Annotated in this window: 18 protein-coding genes and 1 pseudogene; 14 read left to right on the top strand and 5 right to left on the bottom strand. The window is 71.7% G+C overall.

Annotation, left to right across the window (positions count from 1 at the left end; all coding sequences use genetic code 11):
• Nucleotides 1-21 precede the first annotated feature (21 nt).
• From ACWCQK_RS25850 to ACWCQK_RS25875, 6 genes and pseudogenes are all read left to right on the top strand, one after another.
• A pseudogene (locus ACWCQK_RS25850) lies at nucleotides 22-390 on the top strand (STAS domain-containing protein); the annotation flags it as partial.
• A 329-nt stretch (nucleotides 391-719) separates the two neighbouring features.
• Nucleotides 720-1283 carry an ATP-binding protein gene (locus ACWCQK_RS25855; protein ID WP_451158714.1) on the top strand — a complete coding sequence of 188 codons (564 nt, stop codon included), beginning with the start codon at nucleotides 720-722 and terminating at the stop codon, nucleotides 1281-1283.
• 453 nt (nucleotides 1284-1736) lie between these two features.
• Entirely contained in the window at nucleotides 1737-2450 is a 714-nt protein-coding gene (locus ACWCQK_RS25860) for an LPXTG cell wall anchor domain-containing protein (protein ID WP_451158716.1), read from the top strand.
• Nucleotides 2451-2532: 82 nt separating this feature from the next.
• Nucleotides 2533-3384 carry a COG1470 family protein gene (locus tag ACWCQK_RS25865; RefSeq protein ID WP_451158718.1) on the top strand — a complete coding sequence of 284 codons (852 nt, stop codon included), beginning with the start codon at nucleotides 2533-2535 and terminating at the stop codon, nucleotides 3382-3384.
• Nucleotides 3381-4673 (top strand): hypothetical protein, encoded by a 1293-nt coding sequence (locus ACWCQK_RS25870; protein WP_451158720.1) that lies wholly within the window; start codon nucleotides 3381-3383, stop codon nucleotides 4671-4673. The genes ACWCQK_RS25865 and ACWCQK_RS25870 overlap by 4 nt, the downstream gene beginning before the upstream one ends.
• Nucleotides 4670-5962: a hypothetical protein gene (locus tag ACWCQK_RS25875; RefSeq protein ID WP_451158722.1), complete on the top strand. Its 1293-nt coding sequence runs from the start codon at nucleotides 4670-4672 to the stop codon at nucleotides 5960-5962. The genes ACWCQK_RS25870 and ACWCQK_RS25875 overlap by 4 nt, the downstream gene beginning before the upstream one ends.
• Before the next feature lie 102 nt (nucleotides 5963-6064).
• Here the strand turns inward: ACWCQK_RS25875 and ACWCQK_RS25880 are convergent, their stop codons facing one another.
• Nucleotides 6065-7561, bottom strand: coding sequence for an oligopeptide:H+ symporter (locus ACWCQK_RS25880; protein ID WP_451158724.1), 1497 nt, complete (start codon nucleotides 7559-7561; stop codon nucleotides 6065-6067).
• Between the two features lie 548 nt (nucleotides 7562-8109).
• On the opposite strand from ACWCQK_RS25880, the gene ACWCQK_RS25885 reads away from it, so the two are divergent.
• Both ACWCQK_RS25885 and ACWCQK_RS25890 read left to right on the top strand, forming a co-directional pair.
• A complete protein-coding gene (locus tag ACWCQK_RS25885) occupies nucleotides 8110-8787 on the top strand; it encodes a response regulator transcription factor (protein ID WP_064533465.1) in 678 nt (225 codons plus the stop codon).
• A 44-nt stretch (nucleotides 8788-8831) separates the two neighbouring features.
• Nucleotides 8832-10109 carry an ATP-binding protein gene (locus tag ACWCQK_RS25890; protein ID WP_451158726.1) on the top strand — a complete coding sequence of 426 codons (1278 nt, stop codon included), beginning with the start codon at nucleotides 8832-8834 and terminating at the stop codon, nucleotides 10107-10109.
• A 174-nt stretch (nucleotides 10110-10283) separates the two neighbouring features.
• Here the strand turns inward: ACWCQK_RS25890 and ACWCQK_RS25895 are convergent, their stop codons facing one another.
• Nucleotides 10284-10787, bottom strand: a complete 504-nt coding sequence (locus ACWCQK_RS25895) for a GtrA family protein (RefSeq protein ID WP_385788735.1) — start codon at nucleotides 10785-10787, stop codon at nucleotides 10284-10286.
• Between the two features lie 198 nt (nucleotides 10788-10985).
• Between ACWCQK_RS25895 and ACWCQK_RS25900 the strand changes: the two genes are divergently transcribed.
• Genes ACWCQK_RS25900 through ACWCQK_RS25910 form a run of 3 tightly spaced genes read left to right on the top strand, consistent with a single transcriptional unit; the run spans nucleotide 10986 to nucleotide 13829 of the window.
• Nucleotides 10986-12128, top strand: a complete 1143-nt coding sequence (locus tag ACWCQK_RS25900; RefSeq protein ID WP_451158729.1) for a 5-(carboxyamino)imidazole ribonucleotide synthase — start codon at nucleotides 10986-10988, stop codon at nucleotides 12126-12128.
• A complete protein-coding gene (gene purE, locus ACWCQK_RS25905; RefSeq protein WP_451158731.1) occupies nucleotides 12125-12646 on the top strand; it encodes a 5-(carboxyamino)imidazole ribonucleotide mutase in 522 nt (173 codons plus the stop codon). Before ACWCQK_RS25900 ends, purE begins: the two co-directional genes overlap by 4 nt.
• A 4-nt stretch (nucleotides 12647-12650) precedes the next feature.
• Nucleotides 12651-13829, top strand: a complete 1179-nt coding sequence (locus tag ACWCQK_RS25910; RefSeq protein ID WP_451158733.1) for a dipeptidase — start codon at nucleotides 12651-12653, stop codon at nucleotides 13827-13829.
• Between the two features lie 66 nt (nucleotides 13830-13895).
• Here ACWCQK_RS25910 and ACWCQK_RS25915 read toward each other — a convergent pair whose 3' ends face one another.
• On the bottom strand, nucleotides 13896-14255 hold the full coding sequence (locus ACWCQK_RS25915) for a VOC family protein (protein WP_451158735.1): 360 nt from the start codon (nucleotides 14253-14255) through the stop codon (nucleotides 13896-13898).
• Nucleotides 14256-14419: 164 nt separating this feature from the next.
• Between ACWCQK_RS25915 and ACWCQK_RS25920 the strand changes: the two genes are divergently transcribed.
• The gene (locus tag ACWCQK_RS25920; RefSeq protein WP_451158737.1) at nucleotides 14420-14947 is read left to right on the top strand and encodes a CGNR zinc finger domain-containing protein; all 528 of its coding nucleotides are present in this window, start codon (nucleotides 14420-14422) and stop codon (nucleotides 14945-14947) included.
• Between the two features lie 294 nt (nucleotides 14948-15241).
• On the opposite strand, the gene ACWCQK_RS25925 is transcribed toward ACWCQK_RS25920, so the two are convergent.
• Entirely contained in the window at nucleotides 15242-16588 is a 1347-nt protein-coding gene (locus tag ACWCQK_RS25925; RefSeq protein WP_451158739.1) for a UDP-glucose dehydrogenase family protein, read from the bottom strand.
• Between the two features lie 181 nt (nucleotides 16589-16769).
• On the opposite strand from ACWCQK_RS25925, the gene ACWCQK_RS25930 reads away from it, so the two are divergent.
• Together ACWCQK_RS25930 and ACWCQK_RS25935 are read left to right on the top strand one after the other, a co-directional pair.
• Nucleotides 16770-17927 (top strand): acyl-CoA dehydrogenase family protein, encoded by a 1158-nt coding sequence (locus ACWCQK_RS25930; protein WP_451158741.1) that lies wholly within the window; start codon nucleotides 16770-16772, stop codon nucleotides 17925-17927.
• 178 nt (nucleotides 17928-18105) lie between these two features.
• Complete coding sequence (locus ACWCQK_RS25935) at nucleotides 18106-18324, top strand: hypothetical protein (RefSeq protein ID WP_451158743.1); 219 nt, start codon at nucleotides 18106-18108, stop codon at nucleotides 18322-18324.
• A 46-nt stretch (nucleotides 18325-18370) separates the two neighbouring features.
• On the opposite strand, the gene ACWCQK_RS25940 is transcribed toward ACWCQK_RS25935, so the two are convergent.
• Nucleotides 18371-18928, bottom strand: a complete 558-nt coding sequence (locus tag ACWCQK_RS25940; RefSeq protein ID WP_451158745.1) for an acyl-CoA thioesterase — start codon at nucleotides 18926-18928, stop codon at nucleotides 18371-18373.
• Between the last annotated feature and the right edge of the window lie 90 nt (nucleotides 18929-19018).

Consider the following 19018-nt stretch of genomic DNA (forward strand, 5'->3'; position numbering starts at 1 on the left):
GATCTCGGGAGTGAGACACGCATGGACCGCGGGACGGTCGGCAGCGCGCAGTCGGGCCGGCTTCTGGTGGAGGTGCGCGAAGAGGGCTCGAGCGCCGTGGTGACTCCGGCGGGTGAGCTCGATCACCACACCGCCGATCTGTTGCGTTCCCCACTCGACGCATGCCTTGCCAAGGGCTTCAGCAGGCTGGTGGTGGACTGCTCGCGCCTGGAGTTCTGTGACTCCACGGGGCTGAACGTACTGCTCGGTGCGCGGCTGAAGGCGGAGGCCGCCGGAGGCGGGGTGCACCTCGCGGGGATGCTGCCCGTGGTGGCGCGCGTCTTCGAGATCACCGGGGCGGAGGCGGTCTTCACCGTCCACGACTCGGTCGAGGCGGCCCTGGCCGACGACGACGCGAACGGCGGTGACGGCAGTGGTGACGCGGCGGGGGACACGGGCGATGGCCGAGAGGCGGGCGGGGCGGGCTGACCGGGCTCGCCGGCCGATGGCCGTCGTGCTCCGGTCCTCGCGTCCGGGCCGTCCGCGCTCGGGTGGACCGGCTCGTCCGATCGGGCGTCACTGCCCACATGACACCGTCCTGTACCAACAGGGGGGTGTTCCGTGCGTCCGGTCGGGCAGGAGACATCCTGAATGTGTCGGCGCCACGCCGACGGAACCACCGTCGGTCTACGTACTGACTTTTGAATCGTGAACTGGTGAATCGGTGAGGTGAAGCGCTGATGAGCACCACCCGGCCCTACCCGCCGGGCGACCGCGGCCCGGAGCCGAGCGGCGCTTCAGGGGCGTCCGAGGCGGACGTGTCCGGCGTGGGCGCGCCCGGTGAGGACGTGTCAGGTGTCGACGTGTCCGGGGACGCGGCCGCGCCGCCGACGGGCCGGCAGGTCCGCCGGCTGAGCCTGGACGGCCAGAGCGGTGTCGTGCCGCTCGCGCGCGACTTCGCCCGCCAGGCGCTGTACGCGTGGGGGTGGCTGCCGGCCGCCGACGCGGAGCACCGGGCGGCCGCCGAGGACGTACTGCTCGTCGTGTCCGAGCTGGTCACCAACGCCTGCCTGCACGCCGAGGGTCCCGAGTCGCTCGGCATCACCTGCGACAACAAGGTGATCCGGGTCGAGGTCTCCGACCGCGGTACCGGTCAGCCGGCCCCGCGCACCCCGCACCGGGCCGGGCGGCCCGGTGGCCACGGCATGTTCATCGTGCAGCGGCTGTGCCTGGACTGGGGCGTCGTCCGCGCGCCGGGCGTCGCGGGCAAGACGGTGTGGGCCGAACTGGGGGCACCGGCCTGAGCCGGTGAGCGGACGCCCGGAGTGACGCGGAGCCGCTTCGGGCCGCCCGGGGTCACCCCGACACGCCTCGATACGGCCCGACGCACCGGGATGCTCCACCGGCGCAGCTGGATGCACCCGCCCGCGCCCTGGCGCACCCGCCGACGCAGATGGATGCACCCTGACGCACCCGCCGACGCAGTTGGACGCACTCGGACCCATCCGGCTGCCCTCGACGTCCCCGCGTGCGCTCGGATTCCCGTCGACGTCCCCGCATGCGCTCGGATGCCTCCCCGGCACCCCCGATGCGTCCCGCCACGCCCCCCGAGTCGCCACAAGTTCGCCTGCTTCACTCGAACTCCCGCCCGTGCGCGTCGGATCGCCGCAACTCGGGCGTGTGCCGTGTCTTCCCTCCTTACGGCCCCGGGCGTACCTTGACGGCCGATCTGATGTGCCGTCAGGAATGAGGGGACCGTGTCGTACCAGAGACGAACCGCCGCGTTCGCGTCCGCCGCGGCCCTGGCCGGCTCGGCGGTCCTGCTCGCCGCCCCGGCGGCCCGGGCCGAGGTCGTGAACGTCAACTACCAGTGCAAGACGCCCATCGGCGACAAGAGCGCCGTCTCGCCCATCGACATCAAGGGTGTCAAGAGCGGCGGCGGCTACCGGATCACGATGTCCTGGCAGAAGGGCGTCTCCTCCAGCCCGGTCGAACTGGGCAAGGGCGCGATGAACCCGAGCGCCACCGTCAAGGTGGGCGGCGCCGACAGCGGCACCTTCACCGCCACAGGCGCCGCCAACCAGGCGGCGATCCCGGCCAACACCCCTATCAAGATCAACGACTTGAGCGGCACCTACACCCCGAAGAAGAGCGGCAAGGTCACCTTCACGGCGGGCGTGCTCACCATCAAGGCCCTCGGCACGACCACCACATGCACGCCCACCAACAACCCGGGACCGTCGCTCACCCTCGACGTGACCGCGGCGGGCGGCGGTTCCGGCGGAGGGACGAGCGGGGGCACCAGCGGGGGCACGCAGAGCGGCAGCGGCTCCGGCGCGGATCTCCCGCGGACCGGACCCGAGGACTCGGCCGTCGCCCTCGGCACGCTCGGCGGCACGGTGTTCCTCGCCGGCGCGGCGGGCGCGCTGTGGCTGACCCGCAGGAACCAGACGGCACGGGTACGCCGCTGACCGCACGCCGCGCCGCCCGTCCCGTCCGGCCGCCCTCCCGCGACGAGGCGATGCGCGCCGCCCCCGCCTGATGGAGCCGCCGATGTCGTACGCAGCCCGTGTCCTGCCGCTGTCCCTCCTGCTGCTGGGCGCCGCCCCCTCCGCCGCCGCCTCCTCCCCGGCCGCCGACTGGTCGGCCGCGCCCTCCGGCGGTGGCCGACCGGCCTTCTACGGGGAGGGCACACCCGGCACCGTCCTCCAGGACACGGTGTCCGTGACCAACCGCGGCGGCCGGCCGGTCACCGTACGGCTGCGCGGCACCGGTGTGCCGGTCGCCTTCGCCACGACGGCGGTCCGCGTCCCCGCCCGCACCCGCGCCGACGTCCCCTTCGCGGTGACCGTCCCGGCGGACGCCCCACCCGGCGAGCGCTCCGGCACGATCGTCGTACGGGACGGCGACGACCGTACGGCGACCGTCGCGCTGCGGCTGCGCGTCGGCGGCCCTGAGCTGGCCGCGCTGACCGTCGAGCACGTCGCCGTGCGCGGTGACCGCATCACGTACGAGCTGGTCAACCGCGGCACCACGGTCCTCGCCCCGCGTCTCGCGGTGCGCGCGGACGGCGTGTTCGGCCGCCGTCTCCTCGACCGCGCCCCGCGCAGCCTGCCCGTCGCACTGCCCCCGGGCCGCCGGCTGGAGCTCAGCGAACCCTGGCCGGGCCGGCCCGCCTTCGACGCGGTCACCGTACGGCTGACGGTGACGGCGGCGGGCGGCGCGCGGGGCACGGCGAGCGGGTCGGCGCGGTTCGTGCCGTGGGGCGCGGTGGCGGGGACGGGCGCCGCGGGGACGGCGGCCGCCGCCCTGCTCGCCGTACGCCGGCGCGGGCGTCGCACGGCGGGCCGTGCCGTGGTGCGAAAGCCGCGGACCGAGGGCGGGCCGACGGGGGCGGCACGGTGAGCGGCGGCCGGCGGATCCCCCTGCTCGCGGTGGTGCTCGCGGCACTGTTCCTGCTGCCCCCGGCGGGTGCGGCGGCGGCCGACGGGCCCGCCGTCCGACTGTCCACGACGCAGGCCGGCACCGGCGGTTCGATCACCGTGAGCGGCAGCGGCTGGCGGTCGCACACCCTGCTGATGCTGCTGATCTGCGGACGGTCGGTGCCGTCGCGGGGTGTGCTCGGCGGCACCAACTCCTGCGCCAACGCGGACGGTCGGGCCGTCACCACCGACGCCGGCGGCGGCTTCAGCCGGAAGCTGCCGGTGACCGAACCGCCGGTGCCCTGCCCGTGCGTGGTGCACGTCGCCACCGTGACCGGCGCGAAGGCGCAGGCCGACGCGGTGTTCCAGGTGGCTGGGCACGCGGTGGAGCCGCTGCCCGCGCGGTCGGCGCAAGGACGGCTGTCCGTCCTCACCGACACCCGGCTCGACGGTTCGGGCGGAGTGCTGACCTGGTTCGGGGCTCCGCCCGCCCGCACCCTGGTCTTCACCGTCGGCAACGTCGGCTCCGAAGCCGTGACGAACCCGGTCTTCCGGGTCGGCACCGCGCACGGGGTGTTCGCCCCGCAGTGGGACGAGCGGCAGTGGCACGGCACCATCGCACCGGGCCGGAAGGCGCGGATCAGACTGCCGGTCGAGCTCACCGCGGGGGCGCACGGCGACTACACCGTCTCGCTGGAGTACGGCGGCCGGGTCCTCGCCGAGCAGCCGTGGGGGGTGGGCCGTCCCTGGGGGGTGACCCTGTTCTGGATCCTGGTCTGCCTGGTCGGGCCGGCCGCGGTGTTCCGCGTCGGGATGGCCGTGGTGGACCACGTCCGGCCACGACGGCACCGAGGCCGGCCGGGTCGGCGGAGCAGCCGACGGTTCAGCCGGGCGTCGCCGCGCCTCTCCTCGCTCCTGCCGTGGCTCCGCGCCGACGCCCATGGGCCCGGGACGACCGGCACGGACAGTACGACCGGGACGGCCGGGACGACCGGGACGGCCGGGACGACCGGGACGGCGGATCCGCCCGAGTCCGCCACCGAGGCCACGCGGACCACGGACACCACCGGCACCAGCGGCACCACGGACACCACGAAGACGAACAAGACCAGCAGAACCACGAAGACCAGCAAGACCAGCAAGACCACGACGACTTCGACCCTGCCGTGGTTCACCCCGGGCTCCTCCCCGGACACGGCCGGTCGGCTCTCCGCACCGCACCACGACAGCCCGACGAGTCCTACGACTCCCACCAGGAAGGGACCCACGTGAGCAAGCCAAGGAGAGTCATACCGGCCGGCGGACGCAGAGCGGGTGCGGCGGGCGTCGCGCTGGTGCTGTGCTCGGCGGGCGTCCTGCTCGGCGCGGCCGCCGGGACCGCGCGGGCCGCCGAGGTGTCGTACACCGCCCACTGCGTGCCGCCCGCGGGCATCGACCCCGTCGACGGGACCACCAAGGTCGAGATCACCGCACCGGCCACGGCGAAGGTCGGCGACACCGTCGACATCGTCTGGAAGTTCACGCAGGCCGCCTCGAAGAACCCCGACATCATCGACCTGCCCGCGAACTCGGTCCAGCCGTCCGGCACGCTCAAGGCGGCCGGGGCGCAGAGCGCCGACATCGCGATGCGGGGACCGCGCGAGAACCCGGCGATCCCCAAGGGCGCCGCCATGGTGCTGTCCGACATGAAGGGGAGCCTGAAATTGACGGCGCCGGGCGCGGTGACGCTGACGCCGGACGCGTACACGGTCAACGCGATGTCGACCGACACCAGGTGCACACCGACGCAGACGGTGCAGCCGGCGGCGACCATCGAGGTCACGGCGGGGAACGGGAGCCCGTCGAGCCCGTCGCCCAGCACCTCACCTGACCCGACCGGCTCCGCCTCCCCGTCGAGCACGCCCAGCGCCTCCGCGAGCGACGGCACCGGGAGCGGCCGGACCGACTTCACCGGCAAGGAGGTCCAGGTCCCGTACGCGTGCAAGACGCCCATCGGCGACAAGAACGCGACCTCCCCCGTGCAGATCGACGCCAGGAAGGACGGCGGGAGCTTCGGCCTGACGGTGCGGTTCAAGAAGTCGGTGATGGACAGCCCCGCGGACATCCCGAAAGGCTCGGTCAAGCCCTCGATGGAGGTCGCCCTGGGCGGCGCCGACCGGGGCACGGTGCATGTGGAGGGCCCGGTCAACGCCGACCCCATCAAGTCCGGCGACCCGATCGCGATCCCCGACCTGACCGGCACCTACAAGCCGGGCGCGAGCGGCGAGTCGACGCTGTCCCCGGGCGTCCTGACGATCAACGCCCTCGGGACGACCACGACCTGCACCCCGACCAGGTCCGAGGTCTCCCTGACGCTGGACACCACCGAGCAGGCGAGCGGCGCGTCCGGCTCGACCACGTCCGCCGGCGGAACCTCGGCCGGTGACTCCACCAGCGGCGGTCTGGCGGAGACAGGCGCGGACGATCATGGCGCCCTGAAGGCCCTCGGGCTGGTGGCGGGGACGGCCATCCTGCTGGGCGCGGCGGTGTTCACGTTCATGCCGCGCCGGCGGACGCGGTAGGTCAATACAGCGGGGGCGACAGGGCCGCCCCCGCGCACGGGAAGGGCCGCCGCACCCAGTGGGGTGCGGCGGCCCTTCCCGTGGAACAGCCCTGACGGGACGTCAGTGGACGTCGCCCATGAGCTCCTTGACCCGCTTGCGGTACATCCACACCGCGACACCGGCGGCCACGGCGAGCGCGGCCTGGAGGGCCACGATGCCCGTCTTGTTGAGGTCGACGCCGGCGATGGAGAGCAGACCGGTCGTGGCGTCACCGGCGGTGACGGCCAGGAACCAGACACCCATCATCTGGGAGGCGTACTTCGCGGGCGCCATCTTCGTCGTGACGGAGAGGCCGACGGGGGAGAGCGTCAGCTCGCCGACGGTCTGCACGAAGTAGATCGCCACCAGCCACATCGCGGCCGCCTTGTGACCGCCGTCGGCGATCGCCAGCGGGGCGAGGAACAGGAAGAAGGACGCGCCGACCAGGACCAGGCCCATCGCGAACTTCACCGCGGTGCTCGGCTCCTTGCCGCGCCGGGCGAGTGCCAGCCACGCCCAGGCGAAGACCGGGGCCAGCGCCATGATCAGGACCGGGTTCACGGACTGGTACCAGGAGACCGGGAACTCCCAGCCGAAGACGGTGTTCTCGGCCGACTTGTCGGCGAAGATCGACAGGGTCGAGCCGCCCTGGTCGTAGATCATCCAGAAGACGGCGGCGGCGACGAAGAACCAGATGTACGCGGACATCTTCGACTGCTCGACGCGGTCGAGGCTCTTGTCGCGCTTGATGCGGGCGATGACCAGGACCGGGATGATCAGGCCGGCGATGGTGATCGGGACCAGCAGCCAGTTCAGGGTGTAGTGCCCGGAGAAGCCGACGATCGCGTAGAAGACGACGGCGACGGCCGCCCAGAACCCGGCCTTGCGCAGCGTCGCGGCCTTCTCGGCGGCGGTCAGCGGCGTCGGGACGAAGCTGGAACGCGCGTTCAGGTGGCGGTGGCCGAGCAGGAACTGGACCAGGCCGATCGCCATGCCGAGCGCGGCGAGCGCGAAGCCCAGGTGCCAGTTGACGTTCTCACCGACGGTGCCGATGATCAGCGGCGCGGCGAACGCGCCGAGGTTGATGCCGATGTAGAAGAGCGTGAAGCCACCGTCACGGCGCGGGTCGTCCGGGCCGTCGTAGAGGTGGCCGACCATCGTCGAGATGTTGGCCTTCAGCAGACCGGAGCCGATCGCGACCAGACCGAGGCCCGCGTAGAAGGTGCCGGACGACGGCAGGGCCAGCGTGAGGTGGCCCACCATGATGATGACGCCGGCGAGGGCGACGGTTTTGCGGGGACCCAGGACGCGGTCCGCGAACCAGCCGCCCGGCAGGGCGAGCAGGTAGACGAGCGACAGGTACACCGAGTAGATCGCGGTCGCGGTGGCCGCGCTCAGGTGAAGGCCACCCGGAGCGACCAGGTACAACGGGAGCAGTGCCCTCATGCCGTAGTAGGAGAAACGCTCCCACATCTCCGTCAAGAAGAGAGTGGCCAGTCCGCGGGGGTGGCCGAAGAAGGTCCACTCGGAACCGGGGGTGCCCGGGGAGACCGAGTCCTTCGTCAGGCTGGACGCCATTGGTCGATCCTTGCTGCTCGGGACGCGCTGCTTGAGCGTCGCGCGCCCGGTGGGGGGCGGCCGGCACCGGCTGATCCGCCACATCCACCCCCACGCCCACGGGGAGTCCGCTCCGGACGACGGAGCGGTGGAGGGCGACCACCGGGATCCACGCCTCCACGCGTGTCACTGCGCTGAGGCCCGGCCACAGGTCATTCGTTTCAAGGCTGGCAGAGGCCGGCCCGCACGCAAAAGAGACCTTCGGCGTGAAACCACTCACCGAAGGTCCCCGTGGTGCTAAAGGCGTTGACTCACCATACGTCAGGACACCACCGTAAATGGAAGGACTTGAGACTGGGATCACAGGCGTAGACGGAACTGTGAGCACACTTTCGAAGGCCCGCACCAGGATGACATCCCTCGACCGCAGGCCCGGCCCAAGATCGCGGCGAGCTCCGGGGAACCGGCGCCGCAGGACGCGCCGCGACCGTGTCCGGCATGTCCCTGGGTAAGAAACCGCACGCGCGATCACACTTCGGCGCCTGCCCGGGGCGGACTACCATCAGCTCATGACCCGTGTACTGCTCGCCGAGGACGACGCGTCCATCTCGGAGCCGCTGGCCCGCGCACTGCGCCGCGAAGGGTACGAGGTCGAGGTGCGTGAGGACGGCCCCACCGCGCTCGACGCAGGAATGCAGGGCGGCGTCGACCTGGTCGTGCTGGACCTGGGCCTGCCCGGCATGGACGGCCTCGAGGTGGCCCGTCGGCTGCGCGCCGAAGGCCACGCCGTACCCATCCTCATCCTGACCGCCCGCGCCGACGAGGTGGACACCGTCGTCGGTCTCGACGCGGGCGCCGATGACTACGTCACCAAGCCCTTCCGGCTCGCCGAACTGCTGGCCCGCGTCCGGGCCCTGCTGCGGCGCGGCGCCGCCGAGCCGCAGCAGCCGCCCGCCACCCACGGCGTGCGCATCGACGTCGAGTCGCACCGCGCCTGGATGGGCGACGAGGAACTCCAGCTCACCGCCAAGGAGTTCGACCTGCTGCGGGTGCTGGTGCGCGACGCGGGCCGGGTCGTCACCCGCGACCAGCTGATGCGCGAGGTCTGGGACACCACCTGGTGGTCGTCGACCAAGACCCTCGACATGCACATCTCCTGGCTGCGCAAGAAGCTCGGCGACGACGCGGCGAACCCCCGCTACATCGCGACGGTACGGGGAGTGGGCTTCCGCTTCGAGAAGAGCTGAACGGCCTTCTCGTCGTCCCGTCAGGTAACGCTAGGTAAGAGGACATGCGCCGTCGACTGATCCAGTCCACCCTGGCCGTGGTGCTCGTCGTCATCGCCGTCTTCGGCGTGTCCCTGGTGATCGTGGAGACCCGGACGATCAGCAACAGCGCCCAGGAACGGGTGGACTCCGAGGCCCTGCGGCTGGCCAGCATCGTGGACAGCCGGCTGCTCGGCGAGGAGACCGTCAACGCGCAGATACTGCGCGGCCAGGTCGCGCAGGAACGCTACGCCCGGATCCTGATGCCGGGGGAGCGGGTCATCGAGGTCGGCACCAGGCCGACCGGCGAGGTGATCCGCTCCACCGCCAAGGGCGAGGAGGGCGAGACGGTCACGGTCGAGGAGCCGCGCTCGTCCGTGACCCGGGAGGTCGGCCGCACGCTGCTGATCATCGGGGCGGTGGCGCTGCTGGCCGTGGTGGCCGCGGTGCTCCTCGCGGTCCGCCAGGCCAACCGGCTCGCCTCACCGCTCACCGACCTCGCGGAGACCGCCGAGCGCCTCGGCTCGGGCGACCCGCGCCCCCGGCACAAGCGGTACGGCGTGCCCGAGCTGGACCGGGTCGCGGACGTCCTGGACTCCTCCGCCGAACGCATCGGCCGGATGCTGACGGCCGAGCGGCGGCTGGCCGCCGACGCCTCCCACCAGCTGCGCACACCGCTGACCGCGCTGTCCATGCGGCTGGAGGAGATCACCCTCACCGACGACCCGGACACGGTGAAGGAGGAGGCGACCATCGCGCTCACGCAGGTGGAACGCCTGACGGACGTGGTGGAGCGGCTCCTGACGAACGCCCGCGACCCGCGTACCGGCTCGGCCGTCTCCTTCGACCTCGACGAGGTCATCCAGCAGCAGCTCGCGGAGTGGCGCCCGGCGTACCGCGGGGTGGGCCGCGCCATCGTCAGCTCGGGCAAGCGTCATCTGCGGGCCGTCGGGACGCCGGGAGCGGTGGCCCAGGTGCTGGCGGCCCTGATCGAGAACTCGCTCATGCACGGCGGGGGCACGGTGGCGCTGCGCACCCGCGTCACCGGCAACCAGGCGGTCGTCGAGGTGACGGACGAGGGCCCCGGTGTCCCGGACGACCTCGGGGCGCGTATTTTCGAGCGCACCATCAGCGGCCGCAACTCGACGGGCATCGGCCTCGCGGTGGCCCGGGACCTCGCGGAGGCGGACGGCGGCCGACTGGAGATGCTCCAGACCCAGCCGCCGGTGTTCGGTCTGTTCCTGTCCCGCACGCCGCTGAAGCGGCCGCAGGCGGACGACGAGGACGAGCCGACGGTGCGCTAGCGGAGCATTTTCCTCCGTGCGGTCCGCGGCGCGGATCGCACGCGTCCCCGACGCCGGCCGTCAGACCCCGTCAACCGCCCCGGACCAGCCCTTTGGGGCACCGCGCCGGATCAGCCCTGACGGGCCTTGTCGCAGGCCCTGGCCGGATCTGGCGGGCCCGTCACGGCCTCCGGGTCAGCCCGCCCACTGGTCGGCCCGCTGCTTCTTCGACTCCGCCTTCAGCAGCGACTCCGCGTCGGCGACGGCCTCCCGCGCGGGCAGTGTCTTGAACACCCAGGAGCGGTAGGACCAGAACCGGAACAGCGTGGCGACGCCGATGCCGAGGAACTTGAAGATGTTGCTCTGCAACGGGCTGTCCCAGCCGAACCAGTACGTCGCCGCGTACAGCACGCCGTTCTCGATCACCAGCCCGACCACGCTGAACAGCAGGAACAGGGTCAGTTCCTTCGTACGGCCGCCCTTGTCACGGTCCCGGTACGTGAAGTACCGGAAGCCGATGTAGTTGAAGACGATGGCGACGACGGTGGCGATGACGCTGGCCCGCACGACGGGAAGGTCCGTCGTGTGGCGCACCAGGTTGAACACGCCGAGATTGACCAGAAGCCCCGCGCCGCCGACGGCGCCGAACTTCGCGACCTCTCGTACGAGTCGTCGCAGCCCCGAGGAACCGTGTTCCATGGCTGTGCGTGCCCCCGTCCGGGTCGGTTTACGTCAACCCAGCCATGCTAACCGCCCCCCTTCAGGCTTTCCTGTGGACGGGCTCACGTACGGGAAACGGTTCGGTCAGGAGCGGGAAAAGGCCGGGTATGAGGCGGGAAAGGGCACGGTAAGAGGCGCGGAATCCGGCCTTCCCGGCGTGGCCGATATCCTGGGGGCGTGACGTTCCCGGTAGTCGGCATGGTCGGCGGGGGCCAGCTCGCGCGTATGACACACGAGGCAGGCATCCCGCTCGGCATCAAGTTCAAGCTCCTCAGTGACACCCCACAGGATTCCGCGGCACAGGTCGTGAGCGAAGTCGTCATCGGCGACTACCGCGACCTGGACACGCTGCGCGCGTTCGCACGCGGGTGCGATGTGATCACGTTCGATCACGAGCATGTGCCCACCGAGCACCTCAGGGCCCTGGAGGCGGACGGCATCCCCGTCCGGCCGGGCCCCGACGCGCTCGTGCACGCCCAGGACAAGGGCGTGATGCGGGCGAAGCTCACCGCGATCGGCGTGCCGTGCCCACGGCACCGCATCGTCTCCGATCCACAGGACGTGGCCGCCTTCGCGGCCGAGGGCGGTGGGGGATTCCCCGTCGTCCTGAAGACCGTCCGCGGCGGGTACGACGGCAAGGGCGTGTGGGTGGTGGACTCCGTCGAGGAGGCCGCCGAACCCTTCCGGGCCGGTGTCCCGGTCCTCGCCGAGGAGAAGGTCGACTTCGTACGGGAGCTGGCGGCGAACGTCGTGCGTTCCCCGCACGGCCAGGCCGTCGCCTACCCGGTGGTCGAGTCCCGCCAGGTGAACGGCGTCTGTGACACGGTCATCGCCCCCGCCCCCGGCCTCGACGCGGGCCTCGGGCTGCGGGCCGAGGAGATGGCGCTGCGGATCGCCAAGGAACTCGGTGTCGTCGGCCATCTCGCCGTCGAGCTGTTCCAGACGGCGGACGGCCGGATCCTGGTGAACGAGCTCGCCATGCGTCCGCACAACTCGGGCCACTGGACGCAGGACGGCGCGATCACCTCCCAGTTCGCCAACCACGTCCGGGCCGTCCTCGACCTGCCCCTCGGCGATCCGCGCCCGCGCGCGCCGTGGACGGTCATGGTGAACGTCCTCGGCGGCGACTACCCGGACATGTACTCCGCGTACCTGCACTGCATGGCGCGCGACCCCCAGCTGAAGATCCACATGTACGGCAAGGACGTGAAGCCCGGCCGCAAGGTCGGCCACGTCAACACCTACGGCGACGACCTCGACGACGTGCTGGAGCGCGCCCGTCACGCTGCCGGCTACCTGAGAGGCACGATCACCGAATGAGCCCTGTTGTAGGCATCGTCATGGGGTCGGACTCCGACTGGCCCGTCATGGAGGCCGCCGCCCAGGCCCTGGACGAGTTCGAGATCGCGTACGAGGTCGACGTGGTCTCCGCGCACCGCATGCCGCGCGAGATGGTCACGTACGGCGAGCAGGCCGCCGACCGGGGCATCAAGGTGATCATCGCGGGTGCGGGCGGCGCCGCCCACCTGCCTGGCATGCTGGCCTCGGTCACCCCGCTGCCGGTCATCGGCGTCCCGGTGCCGCTGAAGTACCTGGACGGCATGGACTCGCTGCTGTCGATCGTGCAGATGCCGGCCGGGGTCCCGGTCGCGGCCGTCTCCGTCGCCGGCGCCCGCAACGCGGGACTGCTCGCGGCCCGGATCCTCGCCACCCACGACGAGGACCTGCTGGCCCGGATGCGGGACTTCCAGCAGGAGCTGAACGACCAGGCCACCGAGAAGGGCAAGCGACTGCGTGCCAAGGTCGACGGCGGCAACGGCTTCGGCTTCGGGAAGTGAGCCGATGACCTCCCTCGACGAAGCCCGCGCGCTCCTCGCCGAATTCCCGGTCGTGGACGGTCACAACGACCTCCCCTGGGCCCTGCGCGAACAGGTCCGCTACGACCTCGACGCCCGCGACATCGCCACCCCTCAGGACGCCCATCTGCACACCGACATCCCCCGCCTGCGCGAGGGCGGCGTCGGCGCGCAGTACTGGTCGGTCTACGTCCGCTCGGACCTGCCCGACGCGGTGCCCTCGACTCTGGAACAGATCGACTGCGTACGGCAGTTGCTCGACCGCCACCCGCGGGATCTGCGCCGCGCGCTGACGGCGGCGGACATGGAGGCGGCGCGGTCCGAGGGCCGGATCGCCTCCCTCATGGGGGCCGAGGGCGGCCACTCGATCGCCAACTCCCTCGGCACGCTGCGGGGGTTGTACGACCTCGGCGTGCGCTACCTGACCCTCACCCACAACGACAACGTGGCGTGGGCGGACTCGGCGACCGACAAGCCGGCGGTCGGCGGTCTGTCCGCCTTCGGCCGCGAGGTGGTCCGGGAGATGAACCGGCTGGGCATGCTCGTCGACCTGTCCCATGTGGCGGCGACGACCATGCGCGACGCGCTGGACACCTCGTCCGCGCCGGTGATCTTCTCGCACTCCTCGTCCCGGGCCGTCTGCGACCACCCGCGCAACATCCCGGACGACGTCCTGGAGCGGCTGCCCGCCAACGGCGGTATCGCCATGGTCACGTTCGTGCCCAAGTTCGTGCTCCAGGCGGCGGTCGACTGGACGGCCGCGGCCGACGCGAACATGCGCGCCCACGGTTTCCACCACCTGGACACCACGGTCGAGGCGATGCGGGTCCACCAGGCCTTCGAGGAGAGCACCCCGCGCCCCGTCGCCACGGTCGCGACGGTCGCCGACCACCTCGACCACATGCGCGAGGTCGCCGGCATCGACCACCTCGGCATCGGCGGCGACTACGACGGCACGGCGTTCACCCCCGACGGCCTCAGCGACGTCTCCGGGTATCCCAACCTGATCGCCGAGCTTCTCGACCGCGGCTGGTCCAGGCCCGACCTGGCCAAGCTGACCTGGCAGAACTCGGTACGGGTGCTGGGCGCGGCCGAGGACGTCGCGAGCGGCCTGCGGGCCACCCGCGCGCCCTCCAACGCGACGATCGAGTCCCTCGACGGCTGACGCCGCGCGACGGGGTGGCCGACCGCGTCGGCCACCCCGCCCCGGGCGGTCCGCCGGACCGCCCGGTCAGCCGGCGCAGAGACAGAACGGGTGCCCGGCCGGGTCCGCGTAGACCCGGAAGCTGCGCGTGCGGTCCTCGACGTCCAGCGGCCGCGCGCCGAGCGCCAGGACACCCTTCTCGGCCTCGTCCAGGTCCTCGACGGTCAGGTCCAGGTGGAACTGCTGCGAGGCGTCGGGCGCGGGCCACTTCGGCGGTACGTGTCCCGGCGCGGCCTGGAACGCCAGCGTCCGACCGTCGTCCAGCTTCAGGTCGATCCAGTCGTCGTTCTCCACCGTGGTGCCGCCCAGTACGGCGGCGTAGAAACCGGCCAGGGCCCGGGGGTCGGGACAGTCCAGGACGACGACGTCCAGCTTGGCGAGTGCCATGACTTCCTCCTCGATCGGCGATACGTACGAGCGGTACCCGTAGCTACGAGCGTTACCCGTAGAGACGGGTAACCAGTAACCGTTACCCCATGCTCGCGTGCTGGGAGTAACGTCACAAGGGAAATACCGGCTGTGGGAGGGGCTGCGGGAGGTGGCGTGCCGCGATGAGTGAGAGATCGCCCGCACCGGGCGGCCTGGCTCTGATCGAGTCCCTGGTGAACACGCTGGACATCGAGACGGGCGCCGACGCCCTCGACACGCCCGACGGCATGGCGCGCCTCGGGCTCGCCCCGGACGAGCTGCCGGCCGCGCGCGACCTGCGGGAAGCGCTGCGCACGGCGCTGCTCGCGCACGCGGGCCGTCCGCCGTACCGCGAGGCGCCCCCGCTGGGAGCGCTGCTGGCGGCGGCACCGCTCTACGTGACGGTCGACGAGCGGGACGGCTCCGCCCGGCTCGCCCCCGGTGCCGGGGCGCCCCTGCCGTCCCGGATCGCGGCCGCCGTGGCGGAGTCCCTGGTCGCGGGCACCTGGAGCCGGCTGAAGGCCTGTGAGGCGGTGACCTGTCACTGGGCGTACTACGACCGCAGTCCGGCGGGCCGGGGCCGCTGGTGCTCGATGTCGGTGTGCGGGGCGCGCGCGAAGATGCGCCGGTACCGGTCCAAGGAGGCCGCGGAGGCCGCCAAGGAGCGGTAAGGGTCTGGCAAGGGCGACCGACGCACAGGTGGTTCCCGCGTCACGCGGCGGCCGGGTGCGGCAGAATGCAGCCAGATGCCGGTTCGGCCGACTGAGCCTCGGCCGAACCGGCATCGCCCTGTCCGGCCCGCCGGCGCGGCCGCACGAACAGAACCCGCGCGGCCCCGCTCGAACCGCGCCCACGGCCCGCACCGACGACGGACTCTCGACGAGCCGGTCCCGGCCGGACCGTTTCGGGTGGCGCCGCTTCCGGCCGGCCCCTCTTCCGGCGGGTAGCTCTTCCGGCGGACCCGCTCAGGCGGTCGGGCGGCCCATCGCCCGGTACGTCCAGCCGGCCTTGCGCCACAGCTCGGGGTCGAGCGCGTTGCGTCCGTCGAGGATCAGCCGGGCCGCCGCGGCCTCGCCGAGCTCCGCCGGGTCCAGCTCCCGGAACTCCCGCCACTCGGTCAGGTGCAGCACGACGTCGGCGCCCCGCACCGCCTCCAGCGCCGAGTCGGCGTAGCCCAGCGTCGGGAAGACCCGGCGCGCGTTGTCCATGCCCTTGGGGTCGTAGACGGTCACCTGGCCGCCCTGGAGGTGTATCTGACCGGCGACGTTCAGCGCGGGGGAGTCCCGTACGTCGTCCGAGTCGGGCTTGAAGGTGGCGCCGAGCACGGCGACGCGCTTGCCCAGGAAGGGGCCGCCGCCCAGCGCCTGCCGGGCCAGCTCCACCATCTGTCCGCGCTGGCGCATGTTGATGGAGTCGATCTCGCGCAGGAAGGTCAGCGCCTGGTCGGCGCCCAGCTCACCGGCGCGCGCCATGAACGCCCGGATGTCCTTCGGCAGACAGCCGCCGCCGAAGCCGATCCCGGCCCGCAGGAACTTCTTGCCGATCCGGTCGTCGTGTCCGATCGCCTCCGCCAGCTTGGCGACATCGCCGCCCGCCGCCTCGCAGACCTCCGCCATCGCGTTGATGAAGGAGATCTTGGTGGCGAGGAAGGAGTTCGCGGAGGTCTTCACGAGCTCGGCGGTGGGGAAGTCGGTGACGACGAACGGGGAACCCTCGCCGACGGGGGTGGCGTACACCTGCCGCAGCAGCTTCTCCGCGCGTTCGCTGCGCACGCCCACCACGATCCGGTCGGGGTGCAGGGTGTCCTGGACGGCGAAACCCTCGCGCAGGAACTCTGGGTTCCAGGCCAGCTCGGCGTCCGCGCCGGCCGGCGCCAGCTCGGCGATCATGCGGGCCAGCCGGTCGGCGGAACCGACGGGCACGGTGGACTTGCCGACGACCAGCGCGGGACGGGCCAGATGCGGCGCGAGCGAGGCGACGGCGGAGTCGACGTACGACATGTCGCAGGCGTACTCGCCGTGCTTCTGCGGGGTGTTCACACAGACGAAGTGGATGTCGCCGAAGGCCCCGACCTCCGCCCAGTCCTGGGTGAAGCGCAGCCGTCCGGTGCTGCCCTCGAACCCGGCGACATGCCGGCGCAGCAGGTCTTCGAGCCCCGGCTCGTACATCGGGGTCTCGCCCCGCTCCAGCATCTCGATCTTCTCGCGCACGATGTCGAGCGCGAGCACCTCGAAGCCGAGCTCGGCCATGGCCGCGGCATGCGTGGCGCCGAGATAACCGGTGCCGATCACGGTGATCCTGAGGGCGGGCATGCGTGCTCCTGGGGTGTACGGCGTCGGATGCGCTGACCGAGCATAGTCGGGGCGTGCGTCGCCCCTTCAACGGGCACATTTCCCTCTGTCGCCAAGCTCACGTACCTGTGGCGTGGGCGGGCCCCTAAAATTTGGGTTACTTAACGGTAATTAGCGCAGTGTCCTTGGAGCGTGAGAGACCTTGGCCGGATCGGCTGACTTCGACCTGTACCGCCCGTCCGAGGAGCACGACATGCTCCGCGACGCCATCCGCTCGCTGGCCGACGCGAAGATCGCGCCGTTCGCGGCCGCGGTGGACGAGGAAGCGCGTTTCCCGCAGGAGGCGCACGACGCACTCGTCGCGGGCGACCTGCACGCCGTGCACGTTCCCGAGTCGTACGGCGGCGCGGGCGCGGACGCGCTGGCCACGGTGATCGTGATCGAGGAGGTGGCGCGGGCGTGCGCGTCCTCCTCCCTGATCCCGGCGGTGAACAAGCTCGGCTCGCTCCCGGTGATCCTCTCCGGCGGCGAGGACCTCAAGAAGAAGTACCTGACCCCGCTCGCCGGCGGCGAGGGGATGTTCTCGTACTGCCTCTCCGAGCCCGACGCGGGCTCCGACGCGGCCGGCATGAAGACGAAGGCCGTCCGTGACGGCGACCACTACGTCCTCAACGGCGTGAAGCGCTGGATCACCAACGCGGGTGTCTCCGAGTTCTACACGGTGATGGCGGTCACGGACCCGACGAAGCGCTCGAAGGGCATCTCGGCCTTCGTGGTCGAGAAGTCGGACGAGGGCGTCTCCTTCGGCGCCCCGGAGAAGAAGCTCGGCATCAAGGGCTCCCCGACCCGCGAGGTCTACCTCGACAACGTCCGCATCCCCGCGGACCGCATGATCGGCGAGGAGGGCACCGGCTTCGCCACGGCGATGAAGACCCTGGACCACACCCGCATCACCATCGCGGCCCAGGCCCTCGGTATCGCCCAGGGCGCCCTCGACTACGCCAAGGGCTACGTCCAGGAGCGCAAGCAGTTCGGCAAGCCGATCGCCGACTTCCAGGGCATCCAGTTCATGCTCGCCGACATGGCCATGAAGATCGAGGCCGCGCGCCAGCTGACGTACGCGGCGGCCGCCAAGTCGGAGCGGGGTGACAAGGACCTCACCTTCCAGGGCGCGGCCGCCAAGTGCTTCGCCTCGGACGTGGCGATGGAGGTCACCACGGACGCGGTCCAGCTGCTGGGCGGTTACGGCTACACCCGTGACTACCCGGTCGAGCGCATGATGCGCGACGCGAAGATCACCCAGATCTACGAGGGCACGAACCAGGTCCAGCGCATCGTGATGGCGCGCAACCTGCCGTAACGGCACCCCCGCGACGCCGGACACAGCACGAAGGCCCGCCCGCCGGTCTCCCCCGCCGGGCGGGCCTTCCGCGTCCCGGGCGACGGCATGACCATGGGCCGGTCTGGATAGGACGTATCCCGTGGGCGCACGGGCGCCCGCTGACCCAGCTGATCTGGTCGCGTGCCCGGGGGGCTTCGTGGACGACTACACCCGCTTGCGGAAAGAGCAGCCCGACCTCTTCCGCAACGACGACGGACCGGGCTCCATCGACATCATCGAGGCGGAGCAGGCCGGAGCGGACACCGGCCCCTTCGGTGTGGTGTACGAGGACGTCTACATCCGACTCCTGCGGGACCCGGTGCGCTTTCCCGACGGACGGGTGGCCGACGATGGTCCGTCCCGCCGGGCTCGGTGATCCCGGAGTCCTTCGGACGTCTGGCCGGCTCGCGCGACGGCAGGCCTCAGTCCGTGATGCCCTCCGCCGCGCGGCGTTCGCGGAGTTCCATGATCGCTCGGCGGCGGGCCAGGCGGTGGGTGCGGCGGATCTGGGCCTCCTGGTAGCGGCGCTTGTCGCGCTCCGTCTCCGGGGACACCGGCGGTACCCGGCGCGGCCTGCCGTCGGCGTCGACCGCGGCGAACACCAGGTACGCCGAGCCGACCTGGGTGGCCGGGGCGGACTCGTTCCAGCGTTCGGCCAGGACCCGCACGCCGACCTCCATCGAGGTCCGGCCGGTCCAGTTGACCTGGGCCTTCACATGCACGAGGTCGCCGACGCGGACCGGCTCCAGGAACACCATCTCGTCCATGGACGCCGTGACAGCCGGACCACCGCTGTGCCGGCCGGCCACCGCGCCCGCCGCGTCGTCGACCAACTTCATGATCACCCCGCCGTGCACCGTGCCCAGAAGGTTGGTGTCGTTGTGGGTCATGATGTGGCTGAGGGTGGTGCGGGAGGCGGAGGTGGGCTTGCCGGCGATGTCCGGCGTCTCCGACTCCACTGCGAAGGCCTGGTCTGTCATGACCCCCACCCTATGCGGAGCCGACAACCCGGGAATTTGTGTCAGCTTGGCAACAGCGGGGCTGTGATTTTCCGACGACCCTTGTAAGCC

The organism is Streptomyces sp. NPDC002306, from assembly GCF_053593435.1.